Origin of the sequence: Pseudomonas sp. WMBT8, assembly GCF_050916005.1 — a bacterium.
Lineage (GTDB): Bacteria > Pseudomonadota > Gammaproteobacteria > Pseudomonadales > Pseudomonadaceae > Aquipseudomonas.
The window spans coordinates 3190842-3208112 of sequence record NZ_CP188096.1 but is presented as its reverse complement, the minus strand read 5'-3'; the positions used below and the strand labels follow the sequence as shown (position 1 = coordinate 3208112).

The window sequence follows — 17271 nt, the reverse complement described above, 5'->3', positions numbered from 1 at the left end:
TGGCTCACAAACACAGGACATGTGAGCACCATAGCCTATTCCTGCAGGAGCCGGCTTGCCGGCCCCTACAGGGGGGGTATCAATCTTTGCGTTTGCGCACCAGTTTCATGACGACCACAAAGAACACCGGCACAAACACCACCGCCAGCGTCGCAGTGATCATCCCGCCGATCACCCCGGTCCCAATCGCCTGCTGGCTCGCCGAACTGGCGCCGGTGGCAATCGCCAACGGCACCACGCCCAGGATAAACGCCAGCGAAGTCATGATGATCGGTCGCAGACGCAAGCGAGCAGCCTTCAATGTCGCCTCGACCAAGTCTTCGCCCTGGTCATACAAGTCCTTGGCAAACTCGATGATCAGGATCGCGTTTTTCGCTGACAGCCCGATGATCGTGATCAGGCCGACCTTGAAGAACACATCGTTGGGCATGCCGCGCAGTGACACCGCCATGACCGCGCCCAAGACCCCCAGTGGCACCACCAGCAGCACCGAAGTGGGGATCGACCAGCTTTCATACAGCGCTGCCAGGCACAGGAACACCACCAGCAGCGACAGCATCAGCAGCAGCGGCGCCTGGGAACCCGACAAGCGCTCCTGCAACGACAACCCGGTCCATTCCTGGCCCAGGCCCGCGGGCAATTGGCTGACCAGACGCTGGATTTCTTCCATTGCCTCGCCAGTGCTATGACCCGGTGAAGCTTCACCCGAAATAGCGATGGCCGGATAGCCGTTGTAACGGGTCAACTGCGCCGGGCCCTGGACCCAGCGCGCTTGGACAAACGCCGACAGCGGCACCATTTTCCCGGCGTTGTTGCGCACATGGATCTTCATCAGGTCTTCGACCTGGCTGCGCTGGTCGCCTTCGGCCTGCACCACCACGCGCTGCATGCGGCCCTGGTTGGGGAAGTCGTTGATATAGGCCGAGCCAACGGCCGAGGACAGGATATTGCCCACATCGGCAAACGACACGCCCAGGGCGTTGGCCCGCTTGCGGTCCACCTCCAACTGCACTTGCGGCGCCTCGGCCAGGGCGCTTTCGCGCACATTGGCCAGGATCGGGCTTTTTTCCGCCGCCGCCAGCAGCTCGGTACGCGCCGCCATCAACGCGGCATGGCCCACGCCGCCACGGTCCTGCAAACGGAACTCAAAGCCGCTGGAGGTGCCCAGGCCGTCCACCGGTGGCGGCAGCACGGCATAGGCCATCGCATCCTTGAGTTCGGTAAAGGCCATGTTGGCGCGATCGGCAATCGAGGCCGCCGAATCGTCGCTGCTGCGCTCGGACCAGTCCTTGAGCGTGGTAAACGCCAGCGCCGCGTTCTGCCCGGAGCCGGAGAAGCTGAAGCCCATGATCATCGTCGTATCACCAACGCCCGGCTCGGTGGCGTTGTGCGCCTCGATCTGCTCGGCCACCAGCACCGTACGATTCTTGCTCGCGCCTGGCGGCAACTGGATATCCGTGATCGTATACCCCTGGTCTTCCACTGGCAGGAACGAGGCGGGCAGGCGGCTGAACAGGAAGCCCAGGCCCACCAGGAGGACCAGGTAGATCAGCAGGTAGCGGCCGCTGCGCTTGAGGGCATAGGCGACCCAGCCTTCGTAGCGGTCGGTCAGTTGTTCAAAGCGCCGGTTGAACCAACCAAAGAACCCGCCCTTGGCATGGTGCTCGCCCTTGGCAATTGGCTTGAGCAACGTGGCGCACAGGGCCGGGGTCAAGGACAGGGCAAGAAACGCCGAGAACAGGATCGAGGTGGCCATCGACAGCGAGAACTGCTGGTAGATCACCCCCACCGAACCCGGCATAAACGCCATCGGCAGGAACACCGCCACCAGCACCAGGGTAATGCCGATGATCGCCCCGGTAATCTGGCCCATGGCCTTGCGTGTGGCTTCCTTGGGCGACAGGCCCTCCGTGACCATGATCCGCTCGACGTTCTCCACCACCACAATCGCATCGTCCACCAGGATGCCGATGGCCAGCACCATGCCGAACATGGTCAGCACGTTGATCGAGAAACCCAGCAACAGCATGGTGGCGAAGGTGCCCATCAGTGCAATCGGCACCACCAGCGTCGGGATCAGGGTGTAGCGGATGTTCTGCAGGAACAGGAACATCACCGCAAACACCAGCGCCATCGCCTCCAGCAGGGTGTAGACCACCTTGGTGATCGAGACCTTGACGAACGGCGAGGTGTCGTACGGGATCTTGTACTCGACGTTGGCCGGGAAGTAGCGCGACAGCTCATCCATCTTCGCCCGCACCAGGGTCGCGGTGCTCAAGGCATTGGCGCCGGGCGACAGCTGCACGCTGACGGCGGTGGAAGGCTTGCCGTTCAACCGCGTGGAGAACTGGTACTCCTGGCTGCCGACCTCGACCCGCGCGACGTCACCAATGCGCACGGTGGAACCGTCCGGGTTGGCCTTGAGCACAATGTCGGCAAATTCGGCGGGGGTGGAGAGCTGGCCCTTGACCAGAATCGATGCGGTGATTTCCTGGGTATTGGTGCCTGGCAAATCACCGATGCTGCCGGCCGAAACCTGGGCGTTCTGCGCGGTAATCGCGGCGTTGACGTCGGCCGGGGTCAGGTTGAAACCAATGAGTTTCTGCGGATCGATCCAGATCCGCATCGCCCGCTCGGCGCCATACAGTTGCGCCTTGCCCACACCGTCCAGGCGCTTGAGTTCGTTCATCACGTTGCGCGCCAGGTAGTCGCTGAGCGCCACGTCGTCGAGCTTGCCGTCGCTGGAGGTCAGGGTCACCAGCAGCAGGAAGCCGGCGGACACTTTCTCCACCTGCAGGCCTTGCTGGGTCACCGCTTGCGGCAGGCGCGGCTCTACGGCCTTGAGGCGGTTCTGCACATCGACCTGGGCCATTTCCGGGTTGGTTCCCGGCTGGAAGGTCGCGGTGATGGTGGCCGAGCCTAGGCTGCTCTGGGATTCGAAATACAACAGGTGGTCGGCCCCGTTGAGCTCCTGCTCGATCAGGCTGACCACGCTTTCGTCCAGGGTCTGCGCCGACGCACCGGGGTACGTCGCATAGATTTCCACTTTCGGTGGCGCGACGTTGGGGTACTGCGCCACGGGCAACTGCGGGATGGCGAGGGCGCCGGCCAGCAGGATAAACAGGGCGACCACCCAGGCGAAGATCGGGCGGTCAATAAAGAACTGCGGCATTGTCTCTGATCCCTATGATTACTGGCCGGCTGCCTGGGCGACAGGCGCGGTGCTGGCATCCACTTCGACTTTTTCACCGGGGCGCGCATGTTGCAGGCCTTCGACGATGATGCGGTCCCCGGCCTTCAAGCCGCTGTTGACCACCCAACGATCATTGACCGCTGCGCCCAATTCCACCGGTTGCTGGCTGACGTTCTGCTCGGCATCCACCAGCAACACCATGGGGATGCCGGCGCTGTCGCGGGTGATTGCGCGCTGCGGCACGCTCAGGCCTTGCTGGTCGACGGCCTGCTCCAGGCGCACACGGATAAAGCTGCCGGGCAACAGGTCGAGATCCGGGTTGGGGAATTCGCTGCGCAGGATGATCTGCCCGGTGCCGGGGTCTACGGAGATTTCCGCGAACAGCAACTTGCCCGGCAGCGGGTAGAGGCTGCCGTCATCCTGAATCAGCGTGGCCTTGGCCTGGTTTTGGCCCACTTGCTTCAAATGCCCGGCGCGGAAAGCGCGACGCAGGTCATTGAGTTCGCGGGTGGACTGGGTGAGGTCGGCGTGGATCGGGTCCAACTGCTGGATCACGGCCATGGGCGTGGCTTCGTTCTGGCCCACCAGCGCGCCTTCGGTCACCAGCGCACGGCCGATACGCCCGGAGATCGGTGCGGTGACGGTGGCATAGCCGAGGTTGAGCTTGGCACGCTGCACCGCTGCCTGGTTGGCCGCGACCTCAGCGGCCGTTTGCCGGGCGGCGGCGCGGGCGTTGTCGTAGTCCTGGGCGCTGATGGCATTGCCTTCGACTAGTTGGCTATAGCGCTGCTCTTGCAGACGCGCCTGGAAGGCATTGGCCTCGGCCTTGCGCAGGCTGGCCTGGGCACTGTCGAGGTCGGCCTTGAACGGCGCCGGGTCAATACGGAACAGCACGTCGCCCTGTTTGACGTCATGGCCTTCGTTGAACACCCGTTGCAACACCACGCCTGCGACCCGGGCGCGCACTTCGGCAATGCGTGGCGCGGCAATCCGTCCGCTCAGCTCGCTGCTGATGGACAGGGGTTTGGCTTCGAGGGTTTCGATCCGTACCTTGGCCAGGGGCATTTGCGGGGCGTCGTCCGCAGAGTTGCCACAGGCACCCAGGGCCAACGTCAGTGCCAGCAGGCAAAACGGCGCAAACAGATTCTTTGACATGCTCTTATCCCAATATTGACTGGCGCATCCTACGGACGCCCCCGGCTCGGTGCTGTGAAGCTGTGTAGGTGGTGTGTGAAGAAATGTAAGGTACGGCGCACGCCGAGGCGCCTGCGTATATCCTTCACGGCCGTGGATCCTAACAAGCTCTTCTGATCAATGACGATCTAATGTGAAACTGTATTATTTGGAAGCACCATGCCCAACATCCTCCTGGTCGAAGACGACGCCGCGCTGTCCGAGCTGATTGCCAGTTACCTTGAACGCAATGGCTATCACGTCAATGTGCTCAGCCGTGGCGACCACGTACGCGAGCGGGCCAGGCTCAACCCACCGGACCTGGTGATCCTCGACCTGATGCTGCCGGGCCTGGATGGCCTGCAAGTCTGCCGCCTGCTGCGCGCCGACTCGGCCGGCCTGCCGATCCTGATGCTCACCGCCCGCGATGACAGCCATGACCAGGTGCTGGGCCTGGAGATGGGCGCCGATGACTACGTGACCAAACCCTGCGAGCCACGGGTGCTGCTGGCCCGGGTGCGCACTCTGTTGCGCCGCAGCAGCCTCAGCGAGCCACAGGCGGCCAATGACCAAATCATCATGGGCAACCTGTGCATCGACCTGTCGGAGCGCGCCGTGACCTGGCGCGACCAGGCGGTGGAGCTGTCCAGCGGTGAATACAACCTGTTGGTGGTGCTGGCCCGGCATGCCGGTGAAGTGCTCAGCCGCGACCAGATCCTGCAGCGCCTGCGGGGCATCGAGTTCAACGGCACCGACCGCTCGGTGGATGTGGCCATTTCCAAGCTGCGGCGCAAGTTCGACGACCATGCCGGCGAGGCGCGCAAGATCAAGACGGTGTGGGGCAAGGGTTACCTGTTCAGCCGTTCCGAGTGGGAATGCTGACAGCATGTTCCGGCTCCTGATCCGTCTCTACCTGCTGACCATCGTGACCTACAGCGCGGCGATCTACCTGATTCCCATGGGCATCATCGAGGTCTTCCATCATCGCTACATGAACTACAACCTCGAGCAATCCCGGGGCTTGCAGAGCCTGATCGTGCGTCAGTACCACAGCCGGCCGGTGGAGCGCTGGTCCGAGGTCACCGACCAGTTGGCCCGGGACTTTGCGCCCTTGAAGGTGCAATTGCTGCATCGCCAGGATGCCCGCTATACGCCGGCCGAGGAGCGGTTGCTGGAGCAGGGCAAACCGGTCATCCGCCTGGGGGAGTGGGGCTGGATGGAAGAAATCAGCTCGCCGCTCAATGACCAATTGGCGGTCAAGCTGACCATCCCGCCCGACCCGCTGGACATGAACCTGCTGTACTGGACCATGAACGTACTGATCGGCGCGGCGCTGCTGGGAGGCCTGTTGCTGTGGCTGCGCCCGCACTGGCGCGACCTGGAACGCCTCAAGACCACGGCCGCGCAACTGGGCCGTGGTCATCTGGAAGAACGCACGCACATTCCGCCCAGCTCCAACATCGGCAGCCTGGCGGCGGTGTTCGACACCATGGCCAATGACATCGAACACCTGCTCAACCAGCAGCGTGACTTGCTCAACGCCGTGTCCCACGAACTGCGTACCCCGCTGACCCGCCTGGACTTCGGCCTGGCCCTGGCGCTGTCCGAAGACCAACCGGCCGCCAGCCGCGAACGCCTGCAAGGCCTGGTGGCGCACATCCGCGAGCTGGATGAGTTGGTGCTGGAACTGCTGTCCTACAGCCGCCTGCAAAACCCGGCACAACTGCCCGAGCGGGTGGAAGTGGTGCTGGATGAGTTTATCGACAGCATCCTGGGCAGCATCGACGACGAACTGGAGAACCCCGAGATTGTGATTGATGTGGTGCTGGACTGCGCGGTGGAGCGTTTTACCCTCGACCCACGCCTCACCGCCCGCGCCCTGCAAAACCTGCTGCGCAATGCCATGCGCTATTGCGAGCGACGCATCCAGATTGGCGTCAAGGTCTGCGCCAAGGGCTGCGAAATCTGGGTGGATGACGACGGCATCGGCATCCCCGAAGAGCAGCGTGCGCGGATTTTCGAACCGTTCTACCGCCTGGACCGCAGCCGCGACCGCGCCACCGGTGGCTTCGGCCTGGGCCTGGCGATCAGCCGCCGGGCCGTCGAAGCACAGGGTGGCACACTCACCGCCCAGGCCTCGCCACTGGGTGGCGCACGCCTGCGGCTGTGGCTGCCTACCTGACTGTCTGTCTAGAGCGGGCTTGTGTGGGAGCGGGCTTGTCGGATCGCCGCATCGCCGCGAAGACGTCGGCCCAGCGAACATTGATGTTGACTGACCCACTGCTTTCGCGAGCAAGCCCGCTCCCACACAAGCCCGCTGCCACATGGATGGGTGTTTTTCTGCAGTCCTGCTTTTGGCATATGCGCAGCCTTACCGCCCCTGACGCACCCTTGCTATAGTTCGGCCCTTATCAGCCGCCAGCCAAGGATCACTGCCATGTCCGAATACCAAGCCTTTGTCGTCGAACTCCACGGCAACGTCGCCCATGTGCAGATCAATCGCCCAGAAAAAATCAACGCCATGAACGCGGCGTTCTGGAGCGAAATCATCGAGATTTTCCAATGGGTCGACGACACCGACGCGGTGCGCGCAGTGGTGTTGAGCGGCGCCGGCAAGCACTTTTCCTCGGGCATCGACCTGATGATGCTGGCCTCGGTGGCCAATGAGTTTGGCAAGGACGTGGGGCGCAATGCGCGCCTGCTGCGGCGCAAGATCCTGCAACTGCAAGCCTCGTTCAACGCCGTGGATAACTGCCGCAAGCCGGTGCTGGCGGCGATCCAGGGCTACTGCATCGGCGGCGCCATCGACCTGATCAGCGCCTGCGACATGCGTTACGCCGCTGACGATGCGCAATTCTCGATCAAGGAAATCGACATCGGCATGGCCGCCGACGTCGGCACCCTGCAACGCCTGCCACGCATCATCGGCGACGGCATGCTGCGCGAACTGGCCTACACCGGGCGCACCTTTGGCGCCGAAGAAGCGCGCAGCATCGGCCTGGTCAACCGGACCTTTGCCGACCACGCAAGCCTGCTGGCCGGGGTGATGGACCTTGCCGCGCAAATCGCCGCCAAATCGCCGATTGCCGTGACCGGCACCAAGGCCATGATCAGCTACATGCGTGACCACAGCATCAACGACGGCCTGGAATACGTTGCCACCTGGAACGCTGCTATGTTGCAATCCAACGACCTGCGCGTGGCCATTGCGGCCCATATGAGTAAGCAGAAACCCGAATTCGTGGATTGACTGAACATGACCCCAGGCTGGATTACCACAACGCTGCTGGACAACGACGCCCCCGGCGGCTGGGCTGTGGCCCGCAGCCGCGAAGGCTTTTTGGTGGATGACAACGGGCCGCTGTTTCCCAGGGAGTGGCTCAAGCGCCAGGACCTGCCAGTGTTGGCCGAGCATGGCATTGGCCATCTGGACGGCGAGCCTGTGTATCTACTGGAGCTGAACAGCCCCGGCGACGTGCCAGGTTGCCGTTGGCAAGGCTTGCGGGCGTTTATGCTGCAAGGCGATCACCGCCTGTACAAAGTCCTGGGCTATGCCGCGCAAATCGGCACCTGGGCCCGCGAGCACCGCTTTTGCGGCAGTTGCGGGCAGGCGATGGAGCAGGTGCCCCGCGAGCGCGCGATGTTCTGCAAGGCGTGCGACCTGCGCAGTTACCCGCGTATTTCACCGAGCATGATTGTGCTGATCACCCGTGGCGATGAGATTCTGCTGGCCCGTTCGCCGCGTTTCGTCACTGGGGTCTACAGCACCCTGGCCGGGTTTGCCGAGCCCGGGGAGTCTGCCGAAGACTGTCTGATCCGTGAAGTGCGCGAGGAAGTGCAGGTTGAAGTGCAGAACATCCAGTACGTGGGCAGCCAGTGCTGGCCGTTCCCCCATTCCATGATGCTGGGCTTTCACGCCGAGTACGCCGGGGGCGAGATCGTGCCCCAGGCCGATGAGATTGAAGATGCGCAGTGGTTCAACATCTACCAGTTGCCGCCGCTGCCGGCCTCGCGCTCGATTGCCCGCTACCTCATCGACCTGTATGTGGCGCGCCGTCTAGGCCACGCTGAACCAGTGCTGCCAGGCTAGGCGCACGGTCAGGCCGAGGACCACGGTGATAAACACCGGGCGAATGAATTTGGCGCCGCCGCTGATGGCACTGCGAGCGCCAAAGAACGCGCCCACCATCACCGACAGGCCCATGCTCAGGCCGACAATCCAGTCCACCGAACCGTTGAAGATAAACACCGATAACGCCGCCGCGTTGCTGACGAAGTTCATGCTGCGCGCCACGCCGCTGGCCTTGACCAGGTCCACCGGGTACATCAGCAGCGTGCTGACGGTCCAGAACGCCCCGGTGCCGGGGCCCGCCACACCATCATAGAAACCCAGGCCGAAGCCTTGGGTCGACTGCCATTTCTTCTTGATCGGCGCATCGGCGTCCAGCGGCGCCTTGGGCGTGCCGCCAAACAACAGGTAGATGCCGCAGGCAAAGACGATCACCGGCAGCATCTTGTTCAGCCACTCGGCGGGCAAGTAATGGGCAACGACGGCCCCGACCAGTGCGCCGACCAGCGTGCCGACGATGGCATGCACCCATTGGCGCGGGTGGAACAGCTTGCGCCGGTAGAAGGTAAAGCTGGCGGTGGCCGAGCCGAAGGTCGAACTCAGTTTGTTGGTGCCCAGCACCAGGTGGGGCGGCATGCCGGCGGTGAGCAGGGCCGGGGTGGTGAGCAAGCCGCCACCGCCGGCAATGGCGTCGATAAAACCGGCAATAAAGGCAACCACGGCGAGGATGGCCAGGGTGGTGAGGTCAACGCTGAGTTCAAAAGGCATGGAGGCGACTTATTTTCGGCGAGGCGCAGAAAGGGGCTGCGCGAAAGTCCGATAGCTTACCTATAACCGATTGTCAGGGCGACTGTTGCGACACACCCGCGCAGGTGCGGTAGGTGTTGTGCCAGCAACAGTGATCCAACAAACCATCCACCAAGGCAACATTGCCCGGCCCAGGCTCGCAGGGGCCAAACGCCCGTGCCACGTGGCTTGGCCCACACTGGCACGCTTGCTGCTCCACCACTTGCACAATCTTTGTGTGCGAGGTACCGAGCCATGACTCAGCAAGCCGTGAAATTTGCCTATTGGGTGCCCAATGTCAGTGGTGGCCTGGTGGTCAGCAAGGTCGAACAACGTACCGACTGGGGCATCGACTACAACCGCAAACTGGCCCAACTGGCCGAGGAGGCAGGGTTTGAGTACGCCTTGACGCAAATCCGCTTCACCGCCGGCTACGGTGCCGAATACCAGCATGAATCCGTGGCCTTCAGCCACGCGCTGCTGGCCGCCACCCGCAAACTGAAGGTGATCGCGGCGATCCTGCCGGGCCCCTGGCAGCCGGCGTTGGCGGCCAAGCAGCTGGCCACCATCGATCAACTGACCGATGGCCGGGTGGCGGTGAACATCGTCAGCGGCTGGTTCAAGGGCGAGTTCCAGGCCATTGGCGAGCACTGGCTGGAGCATGACGAGCGCTATCGGCGCTCCGAAGAATTCATCCGCGCCTTGAAGGGCATCTGGACCCAGGATGACTTTACCTTCAAGGGTGATTTCTACCGCTTCAACAATTACACCCTCAAGCCCAAGCCCCTGGGGCAACCGCACCCGGAGATTTTCCAGGGTGGCAGCTCCCGTGCGGCACGGGATATGGCGGCGCGGGTGTCGGACTGGTATTTCACCAACGGCAATACGCCGCAGGGGATCAAGGCCCAGGTCGATGACATCCGGGCCAAGGCCGCCGCCAATAACCATTCGGTCAAGATCGGGGTCAACGCGTTTGTGATCGCCCGTGACACCGAAGAAGAAGCCCAGGCGGTGTTGGCCGAAATCATCGACAAGGCCGACCCGGACGCGGTCAACGCCTTTGGTGATGCGGCCAGGCAAGCAGGCAAGGCATCGCCTGAAGGTGAGGGCAACTGGGCCAAGTCCAGCTTCGCTGACCTGGTGCAGTACAACGACGGTTTCAAGACCAACCTGATCGGCACGCCCCGGCAGATCGCCGAGCGCATCGTCGCGCTCAAGGCGGTGGGGGTGGACCTGGTGCTGGCGGGCTTCCTGCATTTTCAGGAGGAGGTGGCGTATTTTGGCCAGCGCGTGCTGCCCCTGGTGCGCGAGCTGGAAGCCAAGGCTGCGGCGGCCGGCAGCGCCAGGGCGACGGCGTTACCGGTATAGCACCACCGCCGCACGCAGTTGGTTGTTGCCAAAGCGGCACATCCGCTCGAACTCCCCATGGCTGACCGGCAGGTGCTGGCAGTCCATGGGCTGGCGGTGCTGGCTATGGTCCACGTCGGGATCATGCAGGTAGACAAACTCTTGATCGCAGTCGGTCACGATCACCCAATGCGGTGACTTGGAGCGCGTCAGCCGGTAACTGCTGATCAGCACCAGCGGCTGACCGCCGTCGTCCAGGACCTGCGGCAGGTCCAGCGCACCGCCAAATACCTGCTGCACATTACTGCGGGCCAACTCATCCGCGAATCCCTCATGCACCAGGCGCATCACCTCTTTTTTATGCAGGTTGCGCACGCCATCGAGAAACAGCGGCCCACGCACGTTGACCTGCATGCGTACAGCAAACCCCCGGCGCCACGCGGCCAGGGCCAGGCCCTGGGGGCTGCAACCGCCGTGGCCGGCGGTCATGAACACGGTGGTTGCTTCGCGCCAGATCTGCAGTTCTTCGCGGCGCAGCGACTCACGCCCAGGTAACAGGGCCCCCATGGCCATCAGCAAACAGGCAGCGCCGCAGGTAAAGTCAGTGGTCTGCTGGTAGTAGGGGACACTCAAGGCGCGGGCGTGCGCGGGCTGGAGGATACGTTTTTCCAGGCGCAGGGCGTCGGTATGGTCGGCGTAATAGTCGTTGATCAGGGCAAAACGCCGGTAGCCAGCGCGCTCATACAACGCGATGGCGCCTGGGTTATCGGTGCGTACCTCAAGGCGCAGGTACGCACAGTCGTGGGCCACGGCGCAGGCTTCGATGCGCGCCAGCAACTGCCGGCCCAGGCCCATGCCCCGGGCCGGCGCGGCAATGGCCAGGGAGTACAGGCGCGCCAACGAGGTGCCGCGATGGAACAGCACCAGGGCATAACCGACCAATTGCCCGGCATTTTCGGCCACCAGCAACTGCGCGTGGGCACGGCTGATCATCCACTGGAAACTGCGGGCAGACAGCCGGTCAGTGGTGAAACAGTGCTGCTCCAACATTACCAATGCTGGCAAGTCTTCGAGGGTTGCAACGCGAAAGGAAAGAGTCATATAACCGCCGTAAAAGTTGCGTAACTAAACGAGACTTCTGTGAAAGATCGTGCTTAATAGAAAAGGTCAAGTTCTCTAGCGGATCAATCAATATGTCAGCGGTACAAAGTCATTGGCGAGAAGTATCCGAGCAAACCGTCTCGGCGACAATAACTTCCAGCGGATATTTTTCTACCCCGGCCAAGAGCCCAAGCCAAGTCGTGATTATTGTTGAACGCAAGGAAGACTGGGCCTCGTACTTCCCTAGCGAAGATATAGTCACCGCCCAGGAATACCTCGAACACTCCCGGGAAAACGAGGCGGGCAAACGGGTCCAGGTGATCAACCTGTGCCGCAGCTACAAGTACCTGGGGCATGGTTACTACTGCTCGCTGCTGGCCGAGGCGCGGGGGCACAAGGTGATTCCGTCGGTGCGCACCATCAGCGAGCTGACAAAGAAATCCTTGTATGGCCTGGCCCTGGATGACCTGGATAAAACCCTCGATAAAGCGTTGAGTCATCACCTTTACAGCAATACCGAAGGTTTTACCCTGACACTTTATTTCGGTCGGACCAATATTGAACCGTTGCAGGATTTGGCCCGGCAGTTATTTGAGGCTTTCCCGTGTCCGATCCTGTTAGTTGAGTTTCGTAAACATAACGGCTGGCATATCGAAGGTATCAAGTCTGGAGTCTTACATAAGTTGCGCGATGATCAGGAAGATCAATTCGCCCATGCCCTGGACAACTTCAGTCGCCGGATCTGGCGCCAACCCCGTTCGCGGCGGCTGGCCCGTTATGACCTGGCGATCCTGCATGATCCCCAGGAGCAATTACCGCCGTCCAATGCCAAGGCCCTGGAAAATTTCGTGCGGGTGGGCAAGGGCCTGGGGATCGATGTGGAGTTGATCGAACGCAAGGACTACGCGCGGCTGGCCGAATACGACGCCTTGTTGATTCGTGAGACGACCAGTGTCGACAACCATACCTACCGCTTCGCCAAGAAAGCCGAGAGTGAAGGGCTGGTGGTAATGGATGACCCGGCGTCGATCCTGCGCTGTACCAATAAGGTCTACCTCACGGATATGCTCAAGAGCCATCAATTGGGCATGCCCGCCACCGAGATTCTTTACAAGGAGCGACCGCAAGATTTCGAACGGGTCGGCGAGCGCCTGGGCTTCCCTCTGGTGCTGAAAATCCCCGACGGTTGTTTCTCCCGAGGGGTGATCAAAGTGGAAAGCCAAGAGGCGCTGCTCGCCGCCACGGCCGAGCTGTTCGAACACTCGGTGCTGCTACTGGCCCAGGAGTTTTTCTATACCGAGTACGACTGGCGCATTGGCGTACTCAACCGTAAGCCGATCTTTGCTTGCCAATATTTCATGTCCAAGGGCCACTGGCAGATCTACAACCACAAGGCCATCGGCCAGGATATCAACGGCGAATGCCGGACCCTGGCGGTGCACGAGGCCCCCAAGGCCGTCGTGGAACTGGCGGTCAAGACCGCCAACCTGATCGGCGATGGCTTGTACGGCGTGGACTTGAAGCAGTCCGGTGACAAAGTGGTGGTGATCGAGGTCAACGACAACCCGAACATGGACGCCGGGATCGAAGACGCCTACTTGCAGGACGACCTGTACTCCCTGGTGCTGGAAGAGTTCGTGCGCCGCCTGGAGCTCAAACGCCAGGGCCAGGTCTGGTGATCTGCTTTGAGCTCAACGAGGGCGCGCTACGCCGCACCGAGCGCGACAATGCCGAGATCCTGCTGTTCAACAATCCCGACAGGGATGAGCGTGAATTGCTGCGCGAGCGCTATAAAGTCGATGAGCACGCGCTGGCGTCGGCACTGGACCCGGACGAGGTGTCGCGCATCGAGTTCCACCCAGACAACCTGTTTCTGATCTGGAAGCGCCCGCAAAACTACTCCGGGGGCAGCAACCTGGTGTTTGAAGTGTCGTCCTGTGGCTTGCTGTTTTCCCCCGACCGCCTGCTGGTGATTGCTACCGACGACAGCCAGTTGTCGGGCCTCGGCGCGCGCCGACCGCTGCATACACCGCTGGACGTGTTGCTGGACCTGCTGCTGAACAACATCCACCACTACCTGGGCCACCTCAAGGTGATCAAGCTGGTCGCCCGCGAGTTGCAGCAGCAGTTCAACGCCTCCATGAGCAATCGCCACCTGATGCAGATGTTCAGCCTCAGCGAGAGCCTGATCTATTACATCAACGCGCTGCACAGTAATGGCGCGGTCTTGACGCGCTTGCGCAACCACGGCGAAAAAGAACACTTCAGCGCGCAGACCCTGGGCCTGATCGACGACCTGATCATCGAGAACAACCAGTGCTACAAGCAGGCGGAGATCTACTCCAACGTGTTCTCCGGGCTGATCGATGCCCGGGGCAACCTGATGAACAACAGCATGAACAACCTGCTGCGCAAGCTGACGCTGATCAACGTGGTGTTCCTGCCGCTGAATCTGATCGCCAGCATTGGTGGCATGTCCGAGTTCAGCATGATGACGGCGGGGACGCCGTGGTGGGTGGCGTACCCGTTGTTTTTGCTGGCAATGGCGTTGGGCGCGGCGGGGATGGTGCTGGGGCTGCGGCGGATTGCCAAGGGCGGCGGCAAAGCGGGGTGACCGGGCCCCGCATTCGCGCCGGTGCAGGCGGGCTTAGGCGCCGGCCTGCAGGGTCAACACTTCAAAACCCTCTGCGGTGACGGCCACCGTATGTTCCCACTGGGCCGACAGGCTGTTGTCACGGGTCACCACGGTCCAGCCATCCTTGAGGCTGCGCACCTTGGCGCTGCCCTGGTTGAGCATCGGCTCGATGGTGAACACCATGCCTTCGCGCAGGGTCAGGCCGGTGCCTGGGCGGCCGAAGTGCAGGATTTGCGGCTCTTCATGCATTTCCCGGCCAATCCCATGCCCGCAATACTCGCGCACCACACTGTAGCCATTGGCCTGGGCGTGGCTCTGGATCGCATGGCCGATATCCCCCAGGCGGGCGCCGGGCTTGACCTGGCGGATACCGGCCCACATCGCCTCGAAGGTCTGCTCCACCAGGCGCCGGGCCTTGGGCGCGACGGCTCCGATCATGTACATCTTGCTGGAGTCGGCGATAAAGCCGCCTTTTTCCAGGGTGATGTCGATATTGACGATATCGCCATCCTTCAACACGTCCTTGGCACTTGGCATGCCATGGCACACCACCTCGTTGATGGAGGTGTTGATGCTGAAGGGGTAGTCGTACTGCCCCAGGCTGGCGGGGCGGGCTTGCAGGTCCTGGCGGATAAATGCCTCGACGGCTGCATCCAGTTCCAGGGTGGTCTGGCCGGCCGCGACCCGGTTGTCGAGCAGGGTGAACACCTGGCCCAGCAGGCGCCCGGCTTCGCGCATCACGGCAATCTGTGCAGGGGTCTTGATCATCAGCTGCGCCCCCGGATCAGGTCGGGTTTGTCGAGCAACAGTTTGTTGATCAGGTCGTTGTAGGCCAGGTGCGGATTGAGTTCGGCCAGCAGGCCGATCTTGATCCAGAACTCTGCCTGGGCGTTGATGGAGCGGTCCATCGTGGCGCTGGCCAGTCGGATTTGTTCATGCAGTTGGTCGGTGATCTTGACGATGCCCATGGGGTTCACTGTGTAGAGTTTATATACAAAGCGTATACGTTTCGTATATTGCTCGTAAACCCCGGTGTTGACTTGCCCAGGACCGGCGGTTAGTTTTGTTGCATGACATTACAAACCTATCGTTCCCAGCCAAGCATTATTACCGCCATTCCTCATTTGGCGGGATAGCGTTCGGCTGTACCCAAACCCGCCCTAGAGGCGGGTTTTGTTTTTCCGTCTCCAGGGCTCTGTCAAACGCCAGGAGACACCCATGAGTAGCCCGCTGCCGCAGTCCACCGCCGACGATGGATTGCTTGAGCATTACGTGAAGAAAATCCTCGCCGCGCCGGTCTACGACCTGGCGGTACGCACGCCGTTGCAGGCCGCCCCGGCGCTGTCGGCGTTGCTTGGCAATCAGATCCTGCTCAAGCGCGAAGACCTGCAGCCGACGTTTTCCTTCAAGATTCGCGGCGCCTACAACAAGCTGGTGCAGCTTGGCGAGGCGCAAAAAGCCTGCGGGGTGATCACCGCCTCGGCAGGCAACCATGCCCAGGGCGTGGCATTGGCGGCGCGCGAGCTGGGGATCAAGGCGACGATTGTGATGCCCAGCACCACACCCGAATTGAAAGTACTTGGCGTGCGTTCGCGGGGCGCCGACGCGGTGTTGCAGGGCGCCAGTTTCCCGTTCGCCCTGGCCCACGCGTTGCAGTTGGCCGAACAGTCGGGCGCGACCTTTGTGTCGCCGTTCGATGATCCCGACGTGATCGCGGGGCAGGGCACCGTTGCCATGGAAATCCTGCGCCAGCAACAAGGTGCACTGGACGCGATCTTCGTGCCCGTGGGCGGTGGTGGCTTGATCGCCGGCATCGCGGCCTACATCAAGTATTTGCGCCCGCAAGTGCGGGTCATAGGCGTGGAGCCTGAAGGTTCCAGTTGCCTGCTGGCGGCCTTGCGTGCAGGCGAGCGGGTGATATTGCCCAGCGTCGACAGCTTTGCCGATGGCACCGCAGTGGCGCAGATCGGCGCCTACGGCTTTGAAATCTGCCGCGAGCATGTCGATGAAGTGATCACCGTCAGCAACGATGAACTGTGCAGCGCGATCAAGCTGATCTACGACGACACTCGCTCCATCACCGAGCCCTCCGGTGCCCTGGCGGTTGCCGGGATCCGCCGCTATGTGACACGCACCGGGGCCCGGGGGCAGACGCTGGTGGCGATCAACTCCGGGGCCAACATCAACTTCGATAGCCTGCGCCACGTGGCTGAGCGAGTGGCGGCGCAACAGCACAGCCTGAATGTAGGCGTTGTCGAGCGTTAGCGAGGCTACGATGGCGCCAGCAACTACACCTCGTCCATTGTGGGAGCGGGCTTGTCGGATCGCCGCATCGCCGCGAAGACGTCGGCCCAGCGAACATTGATGTTGACTGACCCACTGCTTTCGCGAGCAAGCCCGCTCCTACATCTGATGTGAGGCGCTACTGCACGCTGGCCTTCTCGACGGTGCTCGATGCCGACCAGATGCGGTAACGCACTTCGACATCTTTTGGAACATATATAACGATGGGTAACTTGCTGTTGTAGCGCAGCACAAAACCGTCGCCGACCACCGGCACAAAGTCCTCGCGGGTCTTGCCGCCGGGGCAGGCCATCATGGTGCTCATGGGGCCGCTGACCTTCTCCAGGCGGTAGAACGGATAACCCCAACCCTCGAGGTTTTTCTCTTCCAGTACACCACCCAGTCGCTGCTGGTTGCAGTCCACAGGCAAGGTTTTACCGGCGAGGATTTCGACCTTGAAGTCCTGCTCCTGGGGCTTTGCGGGCAAGTGGATGACCTGGCGAACCTGCCCGGCATCGGCCTTGGGGTAGGGCGCGATATCTTCAAGCTTGGCGGCATGGGCCTGGGCGGCCAACATGCTCATGGCCAGTACGCAAAGGATGTTGAGTGCAGAAGAAGTCATAGGACGTCCTTATCTTGGGGGCGCTGAAACGGTCACTGCCACGCTGCACGCCAACGTCCGGC

15 protein-coding genes are annotated in these 17271 nt (G+C 62.0%); 8 read left to right on the top strand and 7 right to left on the bottom strand.

What is annotated here, in order from left to right:
* Positions 1-79: 79 nt before the first annotated feature.
* Together ACO77H_RS14840 and ACO77H_RS14835 are read right to left on the bottom strand one after the other, a co-directional pair.
* A complete protein-coding gene (locus ACO77H_RS14840; protein ID WP_170057285.1) occupies positions 80-3172 on the bottom strand; it encodes an efflux RND transporter permease subunit in 3093 nt (1030 codons plus the stop codon).
* Positions 3173-3190: 18 nt separating this feature from the next.
* The gene (locus ACO77H_RS14835) at positions 3191-4348 is read right to left on the bottom strand and encodes an efflux RND transporter periplasmic adaptor subunit (RefSeq protein WP_169951855.1); all 1158 of its coding nucleotides are present in this window, start codon (positions 4346-4348) and stop codon (positions 3191-3193) included.
* 198 nt (positions 4349-4546) lie between these two features.
* Here ACO77H_RS14835 and ACO77H_RS14830 point away from each other — a divergent pair, with 198 nt between their 5' ends.
* The 4 genes from ACO77H_RS14830 (at position 4547) to nudC (ending at position 8456) form a co-directional block, all read left to right on the top strand.
* The gene (locus tag ACO77H_RS14830) at positions 4547-5248 is read left to right on the top strand and encodes a response regulator transcription factor (protein ID WP_170057286.1); all 702 of its coding nucleotides are present in this window, start codon (positions 4547-4549) and stop codon (positions 5246-5248) included.
* A gap of 4 nt (positions 5249-5252) precedes the next feature.
* On the top strand, positions 5253-6548 hold the full coding sequence (locus tag ACO77H_RS14825) for an ATP-binding protein (RefSeq protein WP_432754172.1): 1296 nt from the start codon (positions 5253-5255) through the stop codon (positions 6546-6548).
* A 255-nt stretch (positions 6549-6803) separates the two neighbouring features.
* Positions 6804-7616, top strand: a complete 813-nt coding sequence (locus ACO77H_RS14820; protein ID WP_172311482.1) for a crotonase/enoyl-CoA hydratase family protein — start codon at positions 6804-6806, stop codon at positions 7614-7616.
* 6 nt (positions 7617-7622) lie between these two features.
* On the top strand, positions 7623-8456 hold the full coding sequence (nudC, locus tag ACO77H_RS14815) for an NAD(+) diphosphatase (RefSeq protein WP_432754171.1): 834 nt from the start codon (positions 7623-7625) through the stop codon (positions 8454-8456).
* Here nudC and ACO77H_RS14810 read toward each other — a convergent pair.
* Positions 8424-9203: a TSUP family transporter gene (locus tag ACO77H_RS14810; RefSeq protein ID WP_029291538.1), complete on the bottom strand. Its 780-nt coding sequence runs from the start codon at positions 9201-9203 to the stop codon at positions 8424-8426. The two genes, nudC and ACO77H_RS14810, sit on opposite strands and share 33 nt — an antisense overlap.
* A 273-nt stretch (positions 9204-9476) precedes the next feature.
* Between ACO77H_RS14810 and sfnG the strand changes: the two genes are divergently transcribed.
* On the top strand, positions 9477-10589 hold the full coding sequence (gene sfnG / locus ACO77H_RS14805; protein ID WP_170041353.1) for a dimethylsulfone monooxygenase SfnG: 1113 nt from the start codon (positions 9477-9479) through the stop codon (positions 10587-10589).
* On the opposite strand, the gene ACO77H_RS14800 is transcribed toward sfnG, so the two are convergent.
* Positions 10578-11669, bottom strand: coding sequence for a GNAT family N-acetyltransferase/peptidase C39 family protein (locus ACO77H_RS14800; protein WP_169951843.1), 1092 nt, complete (start codon positions 11667-11669; stop codon positions 10578-10580). The two genes, sfnG and ACO77H_RS14800, sit on opposite strands and share 12 nt — an antisense overlap.
* 92 nt (positions 11670-11761) lie before the next feature.
* Between ACO77H_RS14800 and ACO77H_RS14795 the strand changes: the two genes are divergently transcribed.
* Positions 11762-13348 carry a RimK family protein gene (locus ACO77H_RS14795; protein WP_432754170.1) on the top strand — a complete coding sequence of 529 codons (1587 nt, stop codon included), beginning with the start codon at positions 11762-11764 and terminating at the stop codon, positions 13346-13348.
* A complete protein-coding gene (locus ACO77H_RS14790; protein WP_432755758.1) occupies positions 13342-14283 on the top strand; it encodes a magnesium transporter CorA family protein in 942 nt (313 codons plus the stop codon). The genes ACO77H_RS14795 and ACO77H_RS14790 overlap by 7 nt, the downstream gene beginning before the upstream one ends.
* Before the next feature lie 33 nt (positions 14284-14316).
* On the opposite strand, the gene map is transcribed toward ACO77H_RS14790, so the two are convergent.
* Both map and ACO77H_RS14780 read right to left on the bottom strand, forming a co-directional pair.
* The gene (gene map, locus ACO77H_RS14785) at positions 14317-15072 is read right to left on the bottom strand and encodes a type I methionyl aminopeptidase (protein WP_169951841.1); all 756 of its coding nucleotides are present in this window, start codon (positions 15070-15072) and stop codon (positions 14317-14319) included.
* Positions 15072-15272 carry a ParD-like family protein gene (locus ACO77H_RS14780; RefSeq protein ID WP_169951839.1) on the bottom strand — a complete coding sequence of 67 codons (201 nt, stop codon included), beginning with the start codon at positions 15270-15272 and terminating at the stop codon, positions 15072-15074. Before ACO77H_RS14780 ends, map begins: the two co-directional genes overlap by 1 nt.
* Positions 15273-15522: 250 nt before the next feature.
* On the opposite strand from ACO77H_RS14780, the gene ilvA reads away from it, so the two are divergent.
* On the top strand, positions 15523-16569 hold the full coding sequence (gene ilvA / locus ACO77H_RS14775; RefSeq protein ID WP_432754169.1) for a threonine ammonia-lyase, biosynthetic: 1047 nt from the start codon (positions 15523-15525) through the stop codon (positions 16567-16569).
* A gap of 157 nt (positions 16570-16726) precedes the next feature.
* Here ilvA and eco read toward each other — a convergent pair whose 3' ends face one another.
* Positions 16727-17209 carry a serine protease inhibitor ecotin gene (gene eco / locus ACO77H_RS14770; RefSeq protein ID WP_432754168.1) on the bottom strand — a complete coding sequence of 161 codons (483 nt, stop codon included), beginning with the start codon at positions 17207-17209 and terminating at the stop codon, positions 16727-16729.
* Positions 17210-17271: the final 62 nt, after the last annotated feature.

Coding starts and splice junctions, on each gene's coding strand:
- ACO77H_RS14825 (WP_432754172.1), top strand. CDS start 5,253: ATGTTCCGGCTCCTGATCCGTCTCTACCTGCTGACCATCGTGACCTAC.
- sfnG (WP_170041353.1), top strand. CDS start 9,477: ATGACTCAGCAAGCCGTGAAATTTGCCTATTGGGTGCCCAATGTCAGT.
- eco (WP_432754168.1), bottom strand. CDS start 17,209: ATGACTTCTTCTGCACTCAACATCCTTTGCGTACTGGCCATGAGCATG.
- ilvA (WP_432754169.1), top strand. CDS start 15,523: ATGAGTAGCCCGCTGCCGCAGTCCACCGCCGACGATGGATTGCTTGAG.
- ACO77H_RS14830 (WP_170057286.1), top strand. CDS start 4,547: ATGCCCAACATCCTCCTGGTCGAAGACGACGCCGCGCTGTCCGAGCTG.
- ACO77H_RS14810 (WP_029291538.1), bottom strand. CDS start 9,203: ATGCCTTTTGAACTCAGCGTTGACCTCACCACCCTGGCCATCCTCGCC.
- ACO77H_RS14780 (WP_169951839.1), bottom strand. CDS start 15,272: ATGGGCATCGTCAAGATCACCGACCAACTGCATGAACAAATCCGACTG.
- ACO77H_RS14800 (WP_169951843.1), bottom strand. CDS start 11,669: ATGACTCTTTCCTTTCGCGTTGCAACCCTCGAAGACTTGCCAGCATTG.
- nudC (WP_432754171.1), top strand. CDS start 7,623: ATGACCCCAGGCTGGATTACCACAACGCTGCTGGACAACGACGCCCCC.
- ACO77H_RS14840 (WP_170057285.1), bottom strand. CDS start 3,172: ATGCCGCAGTTCTTTATTGACCGCCCGATCTTCGCCTGGGTGGTCGCC.
- ACO77H_RS14795 (WP_432754170.1), top strand. CDS start 11,762: ATGTCAGCGGTACAAAGTCATTGGCGAGAAGTATCCGAGCAAACCGTC.
- ACO77H_RS14820 (WP_172311482.1), top strand. CDS start 6,804: ATGTCCGAATACCAAGCCTTTGTCGTCGAACTCCACGGCAACGTCGCC.
- ACO77H_RS14835 (WP_169951855.1), bottom strand. CDS start 4,348: ATGTCAAAGAATCTGTTTGCGCCGTTTTGCCTGCTGGCACTGACGTTG.
- map (WP_169951841.1), bottom strand. CDS start 15,072: ATGATCAAGACCCCTGCACAGATTGCCGTGATGCGCGAAGCCGGGCGC.